The 13,009-nt window shown below is 41.6% G+C and carries 9 protein-coding genes; all 9 read left to right on the top strand.

Annotation, left to right across the window (positions count from 1 at the left end; all coding sequences use genetic code 11):
* The coding region (locus ACJMMI_RS05135) for an exodeoxyribonuclease VII large subunit (protein ID WP_405354109.1) at positions 1 to 239 on the top strand (239 nt) is incomplete at its 5' end.
* 2 nt (positions 240 to 241) lie between these two features.
* Positions 242 to 3,763 carry a DNA polymerase III subunit alpha gene (locus ACJMMI_RS05130; RefSeq protein WP_405354107.1) on the top strand — a complete coding sequence of 1,174 codons (3,522 nt, stop codon included), beginning with the start codon at positions 242 to 244 and terminating at the stop codon, positions 3,761 to 3,763.
* Positions 3,764 to 3,935: 172 nt separating this feature from the next.
* Positions 3,936 to 4,949: an ABC transporter substrate-binding protein gene (locus ACJMMI_RS05125; RefSeq protein ID WP_405354105.1), complete on the top strand. Its 1,014-nt coding sequence runs from the start codon at positions 3,936 to 3,938 to the stop codon at positions 4,947 to 4,949.
* Between the two features lie 91 nt (positions 4,950 to 5,040).
* Positions 5,041 to 6,021 (top strand): ABC transporter permease, encoded by a 981-nt coding sequence (locus ACJMMI_RS05120; RefSeq protein WP_405354103.1) that lies wholly within the window; start codon positions 5,041 to 5,043, stop codon positions 6,019 to 6,021.
* Positions 6,014 to 6,817, top strand: coding sequence for an ABC transporter ATP-binding protein (locus ACJMMI_RS05115; protein ID WP_405354102.1), 804 nt, complete (start codon positions 6,014 to 6,016; stop codon positions 6,815 to 6,817). Before ACJMMI_RS05120 ends, ACJMMI_RS05115 begins: the two co-directional genes overlap by 8 nt.
* 295 nt (positions 6,818 to 7,112) lie before the next feature.
* Positions 7,113 to 7,682: an ANTAR domain-containing response regulator gene (locus ACJMMI_RS05110; RefSeq protein ID WP_405354101.1), complete on the top strand. Its 570-nt coding sequence runs from the start codon at positions 7,113 to 7,115 to the stop codon at positions 7,680 to 7,682.
* Positions 7,683 to 7,719: 37 nt separating this feature from the next.
* Positions 7,720 to 8,799, top strand: a complete 1,080-nt coding sequence (locus tag ACJMMI_RS05105; RefSeq protein ID WP_405354100.1) for a carbamoyl phosphate synthase small subunit — start codon at positions 7,720 to 7,722, stop codon at positions 8,797 to 8,799.
* Positions 8,800 to 8,855: 56 nt separating this feature from the next.
* Positions 8,856 to 12,908, top strand: a complete 4,053-nt coding sequence (gene carB / locus ACJMMI_RS05100) for a carbamoyl-phosphate synthase large subunit (RefSeq protein WP_405354099.1) — start codon at positions 8,856 to 8,858, stop codon at positions 12,906 to 12,908.
* Positions 12,909 to 12,911: 3 nt separating this feature from the next.
* A partial coding sequence (locus tag ACJMMI_RS05095; RefSeq protein ID WP_405354111.1) for a hypothetical protein occupies positions 12,912 to 13,009 on the top strand: 98 nt, incomplete at its 3' end.

Genomic DNA, 13,009 nt, shown 5'->3' with positions numbered 1-13,009 from the left:
TGCAGAGCAAAAGACTTAGTACGGCAATGGGAAATTATATTTCTACAAAAGAAAATAATCTTGCTATATACAAGAAAAAGCTTGACGCTTTAAACCCTATGAATATTCTTGACAGAGGATACGCTATAGTTGAAAAGAACGATGAAATTATTTCCTCTGTAAAGGCACTTTCAGAGGGGGACAACATCACAGTAAAATTCTGTGACGGAAAAATTAACGCAAAGGTGTGTGGTGAATAACTATGGCTTTTACACATCTTCATAATCATACAGAATACAGCTTGCTTGACGGTGCAAGCCGTATTGACGAGCTTGTAAAATCAGCAAAGGAAAAGGGTCAGACTGCCCTTGCCATTACCGACCATGGTGTTATGTACGGTGTAATTGACTTTTATCGTGCCTGCAAAAAGCAGGGGATAAAACCGGTTATAGGTTGTGAGGTCTATGTTGCACCACATTCAAGATTTGACAAAAATTCAGCCTATGAAAAATATTATCATATGGTATTGCTTTGCGAAAATAACGAGGGTTATCAAAATCTTATAAAGCTTGTGTCAAAAGGCTTTACCGAGGGCTTTTACTCTAAGCCACGAATAGATGATGAACTTTTAAAGCAATACAACAAGGGCCTTATCTGCCTTTCTGCCTGTCTGGCGGGTGAAATTCCGCAAAATTTACTTGACGGAAACTATGACGGTGCAAAGCAGAAGGCTCTTTTTTATCAGTCAATTTTTGGCAAAGAAAACTTTTTTATAGAACTTCAGGATCATGGCATTGAGGAGCAAAAGCGTATAAATCCACAGCTTGTTCGCCTTGCAGATGAAATCGGTGCCGAGCTTGTGGTAACGAACGACTGCCACTATATTGATAAAAAGGATAGCTATATCCATAGCATTTTGCTCTGTATCCAGACGAACAGAACTATAAATGATGTGGACAGAATGGAGTTTCAGACCAAGGAATTTTATTTAAAAACCGAGGAAGAAATGCGTTCGCTTTTTCCGAATCTTCCGCAGGCATACGATAATACGCAGAAGATTGCCGACCGCTGTAATGTGGAGTTTGAATTTGGCGTACGAAAACTGCCACGCTTTGATGTGCCGAATAACGAAGACCATTACGAATATTTCCGCAGAAAATGCTATGAGGGACTGTACAAACATTACGGCGAAAATCCTGACAGCTCATTGATTGACCGTCTTGAGTACGAGCTTTCCACAATCTCAAAAATGGGATTTGTCGATTATTACCTTATAGTAAATGATTTTGTCCAGTACGCAAAGAGTGAAAAAATTCCTGTAGGTCCGGGCAGAGGTTCGGGTGCAGGCTCACTTTGTGCCTATTGCATAGGTATAACAGCGGTTGACCCGATAAAGTATAATCTTCTTTTTGAAAGATTTTTAAATCCTGAGCGTGTAAGTATGCCGGACTTTGATGTCGATTTTTGCACAGAACGCAGAGGCGAGGTAATCGACTATGTTGTGCGAAAATACGGCACAGACAGAGTGGCTCAGATTATCTCGTTTGGTACAATGGCGGCAAGAGGTGCAATACGAGATGTGGGCAGAGTGCTTGCAATTCCGTATGCAACGGTTGACTCTGTTGCTAAGCTTGTGCCAATGGAGTTAAAGGTAACCATAGACTCGGCACTCAAGGCAAGTCCGGAGCTTAAACAACGCTATGACGAGGACGAGCAGACCAAACAGCTGCTCGACATAGCAAGAAGCATTGAGGGTATGCCAAGACACGCTACTATGCACGCCGCAGGTGTGGTAATCACAGACCGCCCTGTATCGGACTATGTACCGCTTTCAAAAAATGACGACAATGTGGTAACTCAGTTTACAATGACCACGCTTGAGGAGCTGGGACTTCTCAAAATGGACTTTTTGGGACTGAGAAACCTAACAGTAATAGATGATGCGGACAGGCAGATTCGCAAAAATCATCCCGACTACAATCCCGATAATATAGACGATAAGGATCAAAAGGTGTTCGCTATGATTTCGCAGGGCAACACCGAGGGCGTGTTCCAGTTTGAAAGTCAGGGAATGAAAAATGTGCTTATGCGACTAAAGCCCGATTCCATCGAGGACTTAATCGCCGTAGTTTCACTTTATCGTCCCGGCCCAATGGACAGTATTCCACGCTATATTGATTGCCGTCATAATCCCTCTCATATCACCTATAAGCACCCGCTTTTAAAGCCTATTCTTGAGGTAACCTACGGCTGTATTGTCTATCAGGAGCAGGTTATGCAGATACTCAGAGTGCTTGCTGGCTTCAGTCTTGGCAGGGCGGATATTGTTCGCCGAGCAATGAGTAAGAAAAAGGCAGGAGAAATGGCAAAACAGCGTAAAATTTTCCTGTATGGTCTTACCGATGAAAACGGCAAGGTAGTGGTTGACGGTTGTATTCGCAGGGGCATTGACGAGAAAATTGCAAATTCAATATATGATGAAATCGAAAGCTTTGCATCATATGCGTTCAATAAATCCCACGCAGCCGCATACTCTATGATTTCATACAAAACGGCATATTTAAAGTGCCACTATCCGCATGAATATATGGCGGCATTGCTCACAAGTGTTCTTGATAATCAGAACAAGCTTTCGGGCTATATCGGTGAATGTCAGCGACTCGGCATAAAAGTATTGCCACCAAGCGTGAATGAAAGCGACCTCGGATTTACCGTAAGCGGTAATAATATCCGCTATGGACTTCTCGCTATAAAAAACCTCGGCAGAGCGTTCATTGATCAGACTATCAAGGAACGCAGACTAAAGCCGTTTACAAGTCTTTACGATTTTTGTAAAAGGCTTTACGGTAAAAATATGAACAGCAGGGCAATCGAGAGCCTTATAAAATGCGGTGCGTTGGACGGACTCGGTGCAAACCGCCGCCAGCTGCTCGCAATCAGCAAAACCGTACTTGATGATGTTGAGTATGAATCAAGACGAAACCAAGGTGGACAGCTCTCTTTCTTTGATATGGGTGATGAAAATATAAAGGCGACCTCAGAGCCTGAATTGCCCGATATGCCTGAGTTTAGTACAAACGAGCTTTTGCGTATGGAAAAGGAAATTGCCGGCATATACCTTAGCGGTCACCCTGCCGATAACTATAGTCTGTATGCACATCGTATGAATGCCGACAAAATCGGAGAGATTGTTAATGATGAAGCAGGCAGATATCCTGATGGCAAAAGGGTGCTTATTGTCGGAATAATTTCGAGGACAAAAACTCAGCTGACCAAAAGCAACAAGCTTATGGCTTTTGTAACTGTCGAGGATAAATTTGGCGTAATGGAGGTTGTGGTTTTTCCAAATGTATATGAAAAGGCTACAATTCTTTTAAACGAGGGTACACCGGTTATTATCAAAGGTTCTCTTAATTATAAGGAAAATGAAGAACCGAAAATTATCTGCGACAGCATAGCAAAGGCGTTTAATAATGAAGAATGTAAAAATATGCCAGCTACAAATGACGAACAACACAGAGCAGAGCAGAACACTAACGGCAGTTATCGCAAACCATATGCACCGCAAGCTTTGTATCTCAGAATTGATGACCTCAACACAGATATGTACCGCAGAGCAAAAAGGGTAACAGATATTTTTGAAGGCCCTACTCCTGTAATTTTCTACCTCACAAATTCAAAACGCAAGGTGAAAGCACCGTCCAATATGTGGGTAAGCCTTAATGATGTTATGATAAAAGAGCTTAAACACCAACTTGGTGACAAGAATGTGGCGGTAAAATAACCAAATTACCATATGTATTGTTATAAAAAGCGTACAAATTTTCTGTTTAGCTATTGCAAAATCTGTTTTAAAGGTATATAATACTATACATAATAATTACTTTAGCAAGTAAAAGCTTTAAAGCATATGTTTGTTTAAGTGTTAAAGTAATTGATGAGAGGACGGATTTCTTATGAAAATGACAAAGAAAATTTTAGCTACGGCCACAGCAGCACTCACAGTTACAGCTGCACTTGCAGGCTGTACAGGCGGTACAACTTCAAATACTTCAACTCCTGCTTCTGCAACACAGGCAGACACAAGCAAGGTTTACAACATCGGTATCTGTCAGCTTGTACAGCACGAGGCACTTGATGCTGCAACAAAGGGCTTTAAAGATACCCTTACAGAAAAGCTCGGTGCAGACAAGGTTAAGTTTGACGAGCAGAATGCACAGGGTGACTCAGCTACTTGTGCCACAATCTGCAACCAGTTTGTTTCATCAAACTATGATTTAATCCTCGGCAATGGCACAGCGGCACTTCAGGCTGCATACACAGCTACACCTACTATTCCTGTTCTTGGTACATCAATCACAGACTATGGCACAGCACTTGATATTGCTGAGTGGACAGGCGTTTCAGGTATGAATGTATCAGGTACTACAGACCTTGCACCGCTTGACAAGCAGGCTGATATGCTCAAGGAGCTTTTCCCTGACGCTAAAACAATCGGTATTCTTTATTGTTCAGCAGAGGCTAACTCAAAGTACCAGAGCGATACAATCACTCCTTTCTTTGAGAGTGCAGGTTACACAGTAAAGACATATTCATTTGCTGACTCAAACGATGTTGCCGCTGTAACAAAGACAGCTTGCGATGAAAACGATGTGCTTTACATTCCTACAGACAACACAGCCGCTTCAAACACAGGTATCATTGACAACACAGCAACTGCCGCTAAGACACCTATCATTGCTGGTGAAGAGGGCATTTGTAAAGGCTGCGGTGTTGCTACACTTTCAATCAGCTACTACGAGCTTGGTCAGAAAACAGGCGAAATGGCTTATGATATTCTTGTAAACGGTGCTGATGTTTCAACATTAAAGGTTGAGTCTGCTCCAAGCGTTACAAAGAAGTATGTAAAGAGCCGTTGCGATGCTTACGGAATCACAATTCCGGATGATTACGATGCTATTGAGGAATAATCTTTTTATATCCTTATAAAAAATAATATAAAATCTAACGGTGGGGTGCCGGTAAAACGACACCCCAATCTTTTATGTATTGGTGGTTTTTATGGAATTTTTAGCAGAATACTTTGGTTCTCTTAATCCCGCAAACTTTATTGCCGCCTTACCGGGCAACATTGCACAGGGTATTATATGGGGACTTATGGGACTCGGTGTTTTTATCACCTATAAGCTTTTAAATTTTGCCGACCTGAGCGTTGACGGCTCTTTTGCAACAGGCGGTGCGGTTACCGCAATTATGCTTATTAACGGCTGCTCTGTATGGGTAGCACTTGTGGTTGCAATCCTTGCAGGTATTGCGGCAGGTCTTGTTACAGGACTTTTACATACCCTACTCGGTATTCCTGATATTCTTGCAGGTATTCTTACTCAGATTGCACTCTACTCAATAAATTTGAATATTATGGGAAAATCAAACCTCCCTATAAGCTACAGAAACTACGCTCTTGTAATTTCTGCAAGCGATATTACATTATCAATCATTATCGGTCTTGCGATAGCTGCCATTGTAATTGCCGCTATGTACTGGTATTTCGGCACAGAGCAAGGCTCTACAATTCGCTCAACAGGTTCAAACCCTGCTATGAGTAAGGCACAGGGTATCAATATCAATGTTGCAAAGGTAATTGCCCTTGCACTTTCAAATGGTCTTGTTGCCCTTGCAGGTTCACTTTTCGCTCAGTATCAGGGCTTTGCCGATATTAATATGGGCAGAGGTGCAATCGTAATCGGTCTTGCCGCTGTAATTATTGGTGAGGTGCTCGGTGAGGCAATTTTCCGCAAGCGTATGAACTTTGTTATTAAAATGCTATTTGTTATCGTTGGCGGTATTCTTTACTATATTGCAATGGGTATTGTTCTCTGGCTCAAGATGCCTACAGATGATACAAAGCTCTTTACAGCAATTATAGTTGCAATCTTCCTTGCTGTACCTTATTTGCAGAAGAAGAGTAAAACCTCCTTTAAAAAGGTAGCTAAGATGAATTTAAAGGCTAACAAGGCTAACGGAGGCAGTGACAATGCTTGATATTATTAACATTCACAAAACCTTTAATAAAGGCACAATAAATGAAAAGATTGCACTCAACGGTGTAAATCTTCACTTAAACGAGGGTGATTTCTGCACAGTTATCGGCGGTAACGGTGCAGGTAAGTCAACCACATTGAACGCTGTTGCAGGCGTGTGGCCTGTTGACAGCGGTCAGATAATCATTGACGGCGTAGATGTAACAGGACTTCCTGAGCATAAAAGAGCAAAGTATCTTGGCAGAGTTTTTCAGGACCCGATGACAGGTACTGTTGCTGATATGGAGATACTTGAAAACCTTGCACTTGCGGCAAGACGAGGTCAGAAAAGAGGTTTACGCTGGGGTGTTAAAAAATCCGAAAAGGAAGAGTACAGAGCATTACTCAAGCAGTTTGAACTTGGACTTGAGGACAGAATGACATCTAAGGTAGGACTTCTATCAGGCGGTCAGCGTCAGGCAATCACACTTTTAATGGCAACACTCAATAAACCAAAGCTTTTGCTGCTTGATGAGCATACAGCTGCACTTGACCCAAAGACAGCGGCAAAGGTGCTTGAACTCAGCGACAAAATTATTGCAGAAAATAACCTTACAGCCCTTATGGTAACACATAATATGCACGATGCTATTGTGCATGGCAACCGTCTTATTATGATGGGCAACGGCAAGATTATTCTTGACATTTCAGGCGAAGAAAAGAAAAAGCTTACAGTTGATGACCTCTTGCAGAAGTTTGAAAAGGCAAGCGGCTCAAAGCTTGAAAATGACAGAATGCTGCTTAGTCAAGGTGAGTGATAATTTAAGAGCGAGAAAAATTAAATTTTTCTGTTTCTAAAATCTATAAGCTGTAATTTAAAAAATTTAATCCTACGGCAACGAGGCTGTTTCATTTGATTAGTGAAACAGCCTTTTTTGTAAAGCTTTTAAAAATTTATTGTTTTTTAACTTTTATGTAATTCATTTTGCTATAATAGAATTGTAATTGTCGAAATCAATAAAAAATTATATTATAATTCCTTTATGCAATTTAGAATACTTTAAAATCTTGTAAAATATGATGTTGAAGATAAGTGAATGAGGTGATAAGGTTATGAAAAAAGCTTTAATTATTTCTCACTCTGTGCAAAGTGCGGAATCACTTTCACAGCTACTCAAAACGGAGTACTTTACACAAATTTCTGTTGCTGATAATTCTAAAACAGCAAAAAAGCTTGTGGAGAATGACGAGTTTGACCTTATCTGTATTAATGCACCTCTTGCAGAGGAAAGCGGAATCGATCTTTCCATGCATTTTGCTAAAGTTACCCGTTCAAGCGTGGTTATCATTGTTCCTCAAAAGAACGCAGACGATGTAAACGATGTTTTAACCGAGCATGGTGTGCTTGTAATAGCAAAGCCTATCAATAAGCATCTGTTTCATCACTATGTGCAGTTCACTGAGTGCTTTCGTATGAGAATGCTCACAGTAAATGAGGAAAACGAAAAGCTTCGCCATATTGTAGAGGATATGAAGATAATAAACAGAGCAAAACTTCTGCTTATTACCTGCCTTAATATGACCGAGCAGGAGGCACATCGCTACCTTGAAAAGCAGGCGATGGATATGCGTATGAGCAAAATGCAGATTGCAATGCAGGTTATTAAAACCTACGAAAACTAATTTATTTATGCAAAATTTCTGAAAGGAATGTGTGTTTATGAGCCGTAAAGCATATTTGATACTTGAAAACGGAACCGTTTTTGAGGGTAAATCATTTGGTGCAGAAAAAGAAACTATGGGAGAATTGGTTTTTACTACAGCTATGACCGGTTATCTTGAAACACTCACCGACCCTTCTTATTTTGGTCAGGTGGTTATTCAGACTTTCCCTTTAATCGGTAACTATGGTGTAATTCCCGCTGATTTTGAGAGCAAAGTGCCCTCACTCAGAGGTTATATTGTAAGAGAATGGTGCCAAGCTCCCTCTAACTTCCGTTGCGAGGGCGATCTTGACACCTTTTTAAAAGAGTCGGATATTCCCGGTATTTACGGAATCGACACCCGTGCTCTCACAAGAATTGTTCGTGAGTATGGTGTGCTTAACTGCAAAATCGCTTACAGCGGCGAGGTAACAGAGCAGGAGCTTGCAGAAATTAAAGCATATAAAATAGAACAGGCTGTTGAAAGCACAACAATCAGCGAAAAAGAAGAATTTAAGGCTGAAAACGGCGACTTAAATGTAGTGCTTATGGACTTTGGTGCAAAGCACAACATCGGCAGAGAGCTTGTAAAGCGTGGCTGTAATGTTACAGTTGTGCCTGCTCACACAACAGCAGAGCAGATCAAGGCTATGAATCCTGACGGCATTATGCTTTCAAACGGCCCCGGCGACCCATCAGACAACACTGCTATTATTGCTGAGCTTAAAAAGCTTTGCGAATATAAAATTCCTACATTCGGTATTTGCCTTGGACATCAGCTTTTGGCACTTAGCCAGGGTGCAAAAACCGAAAAGCTTAAATACGGCCACAGAGGTGCAAACCAGCCTGCTAAGGAAGTTGAAACAGGCAGAGTTTACATTACTTCTCAGAACCATGGCTACGCTGTTGTAAGCGACAGTATGCCTGAAAATGCAGTAGAAAGCTTTGTAAACGGCAACGACAACACCTGCGAGGGCGTTAAGTATACAAATATGCCGGCTTTCTCAGTACAGTTCCACCCGGAGGCTTGCGGTGGTCCTCACGATACAGCATTTTTGTTTGACCGTTTCATTGAATTAATGAAAAACAACAAATAATCTATCCATAATTTATATACGAATTTGATTTTTAAATAAGGATAAGGAATGATTTTATGCCACTTAAAAGCAACATTAAAAGAGTTATGGTAATCGGCTCAGGCCCTATTGTAATCGGTCAGGCTGCTGAATTTGACTACGCAGGCACACAGGCTTGTCGTGCTCTTAAGGAAGAGGGACTTGAGGTTATTCTTGTAAACTCAAACCCTGCTACCATTATGACAGATAATGCAATGGCTGATAAGATTTATATTGAGCCACTTACACTTGAAACAGTTAAAAGAATTATAAAAAAGGAGCGTCCGGACAGCCTGCTTTCCACACTTGGCGGTCAGACAGGACTTACACTTTCTATGCAGCTTGCAAAGGAAGGCTTCCTTGATAAATACGGCGTTCAGCTTCTCGGTGCAAACCCTGAAACCATTGACAAGGCAGAGGACAGACAGATGTTCAAGGACACAATGCTTGAAATCGGACAGCCTGTTATTCCTTCACTTGTTGTAAACGATGTTGAGTCTGCCGTAAAATTTGCTGACGAAATCGGCTACCCTGTAATTATCCGTCCTGCATTCACACTCGGCGGTACAGGCGGCGGTATTGTTAATGACGAAGAAGAATTAAGAGAGATTACTTCAAACGGCCTTGAGCTTTCACCAATCACACAGGTACTTGTAGAAAAATGTATTTCAGGCTGGAAAGAAGTAGAGTTTGAGGTAATGCGTGACAGCGACGGCAATGTTATTACAGTCTGCTCAATGGAAAACTTCGACCCTGTAGGCGTTCACACAGGCGACAGTATCGTAATTGCTCCAACTGTTACTCTTGCAGATAAAGAATATCAGATGCTCAGAAGTGCGGCTCTTAATATCATCTCTGCATTGAAGGTAGAGGGTGGTTGTAACTGCCAGTTCGCACTCAATCCTGAAACCTTCGACTATGCTGTTATCGAGGTAAACCCAAGAGTTTCCCGTTCATCTGCACTTGCTTCAAAGGCTACAGGCTACCCAATCGCAAAGGTTGCTGCTAAGATTGCAATCGGTTACACACTCAACGAAATCAAGAATGCCGTAACAGGCACTACATACGCTTGCTTCGAGCCTGCTCTTGACTATGTTGTAGTTAAGTTCCCAAAATGGCCTTTCGATAAATTTGTATATGCAAATCGTACACTCGGTACACAGATGAAGGCTACAGGTGAAGTAATGGCTATTGCTCCTACATTTGAGCAGGCTATTATGAAAGCTGTAAGAGGTGCTGAGATTTCTCACGATACTCTCGATGACAAGGAATTTGCTCAGCTTTCAAACGCTTCTGTTTATGACAGACTCAGCGTTTGTGATGACAAGAGAATTTTCTGTGTATATGAGGCACTCAAGAGAGGTATTACTGTTGAGCAGATTCACGAAGTTACACTCATTGATGAGTGGTTCCTTGAGAAGCTCAAGAACATTATTGCAGTTGAGGAAGAACTCAAGAACAACGAGCTTACAGATGACCTCTACTACAGAGCAAAGCAGATTGGCTTCCTTAACAGAACTATTGAGGCTATTACAGGCAAAAAGTGTGAAAAGAACCTTTTACCTGTTTATAAAATGGTTGATACCTGTGCCGCTGAGTTTGAGGCACAGACACCATACTTCTACTCAACCTTTGACAAGGAGAATGAGGCAGAAGAGTTTATCAAAAATAATAAATCAGACAAAAAGACAGTTATCGTATTCGGTTCAGGCCCTATCAGAATCGGTCAGGGTATCGAATTTGACTATGCTTCTGTTCATTGCGTATGGGCACTCAAAAAGGCAGGATATGATGTTGTTATCGTAAACAACAACCCTGAAACTGTATCTACAGACTTTGACACAGCAGACAGACTTTATTTTGAACCACTCACCACAGAAGATGTAATGGGTATCATCAATACCGAAAAGCCATATGGTGTTGTAGTTGCATTCGGCGGTCAGACAGCTATCAAGCTTACAAAGCATATGAGCGACTGCGGTGTTAATATTCTCGGTACTTCATATGATGCTATTGATATGGCAGAGGACAGAGAGCGTTTTGATGAACTCCTTGAGAAATATCACATTAAGCGTCCAAGAGGCGTAACAGTTATGACAACTGATGAGGCTCTTGAGGTCGCTGAAACAATCGGTTATCCTGTACTTCTCCGTCCGTCTTATGTACTCGGTGGTCAGAATATGATTATCGCATTCAACGAGGCAGATGTTAAGGAGTATATGGCTATTATTCTTGCACAGAATATAGAGAACCCAATTCTTATTGATAAATATTTACAGGGTACAGAGCTTGAGGTTGATGCTATCTGTGACGGTGAGGATATTCTTATTCCTGGTATCATGGAGCATATTGAGAGAGCCGGTATTCACTCAGGCGACTCAATAGCTGTATATCCTGCTTGGAATATTTCAGACAAGATGACTCAGACCATTATTGAAAGCTCAAAGAACCTTGCTATCGAGTTACAGACAAAGGGTCTTGTAAACATTCAGTACCTTATCTATAAAGATGAGCTTTATGTAATCGAGGTAAATCCTCGTTCATCAAGAACAATTCCTTACATCAGTAAGGTTACCGGTGTACCGATGGTTGACCTTGCCACAAGAGCAATGCTAGGCGAAAAGCTCAAGGATATGGGCTATGGCACAGGACTTTACAGAAAGAGCCCTTACATTGCAGTAAAAGTCCCTGTATTCAGCTTTGAAAAGCTTATAAATGTTGATAACCACTTAGGTCCTGAGATGAAGTCAACAGGTGAGGTTCTCGGCGTTGCAGGCACACTTGAAGAGGCACTTTACAAAGGACTCATCGGTGCAGGCTACAAGATGAAGAAGAACGGCGGTGTGTTCATCACAGTTCGTAATTCCGATAAGGGCGAGATCGGCGAGATTGCCAAGAAGTACTATGACCTTGGCTTTAAAATTTACGCTACAGAGGGTACTGCCGCAGTACTCAAGAAATACGGTATTGACGCTGTTGCTGTAAAGAAGATTCACGAGTGCAAGACAGACAACACACTCACACTTATTGAGTCAGGCAAGATTCAGTATGTAATTTCAACTTCTGCTAAGGGCAGAATTCCATCAAGAGATTCTGTTAAAATCCGCAGAAAAACAGTTGAAAGAAACATTCCTTGTCTTACAGCTCTTGATACAGCAAATGCACTTGCAGATTGCCTTAAGAGCCACTACACACAGCACAGCACAGAGCTTATAGATATTAACCACATGAGGGATGAGAAAGAAATGCTTAAATTCACAAAGATGCAGGGCATCGGTAATGACTACATTTACTTCAGCACTTTTGATCAGGAAATCAACAATCCGGAGGCTCTCTCTGTAAGACTTTCTGACAGACACTTCGGTATCGGTGGTGACGGTATTATCCTTGTTTGCCCATCTAAAGTTGCTGACGCTAAGATGAAGATGTACAACCTTGACGGCTCAGAGGGTAAGATGTGCGGTAACGGCATTCGTTGCGTAGGTAAGTTCCTCTATGACCACGGTATGGTTGACTACAAGGAGAAAGACGAAATTACAATCGAAACTCTTTCAGGCATTAAGAGCCTCAAGGCTTATACAACAAACGGTGAGGTAACAAGCCTCAGAGTTGATATGGGCAAGGCAATTCTTGATCCTAAAGAAATTCCGGTTGCTATGGACAAGGACAAGATCGTAAACGAGCCTGTTACAATCGGCGACAAGGAATACAACATCACCTGCGTATCAATGGGTAACCCACATTGCGTAGTATTTATGGATGATATTGACAATCTTGACATTGAAAAGATTGGCCCGGTATTTGAGAATGACAAGCTCTTCCCTGAAAGAGTAAATACAGAATTTGTTACAGTACTTGACGACCATACAATCAAAATGAGAGTATGGGAGAGAGGTTCAGGCGAAACCTGGGCTTGTGGTACAGGTGCTTGTGCGGTAGCTGTAGCAGCTTGTGAAAACGGCTTCTGCAAAAAGGGCGACGATATTAAAATCAAGCTCAAAGGCGGCGACCTCGTTATTAACTACACAGACGAAACTGTTTATATGACAGGTAATGCCGAAAAAGTATTTGAAGGAGAGATTGAGGTATAATTTATGGCTAATCATACTGAAAAGAAAGCTAAAAAGTATATATTTGTTACAGGCGGTGTAGTATCCGGTCTTGGTAAGGGTATTACAGCGGCTTCTCTTGG

It is taken from the genome of Ruminococcus sp. (assembly GCF_045129435.1).
Classification (GTDB): domain Bacteria; phylum Bacillota; class Clostridia; order Oscillospirales; family Acutalibacteraceae; genus Ruminococcoides.
Note: the sequence above shows the minus strand (reverse complement) of the source record. Positions and strands in the feature narration are given on the sequence as shown.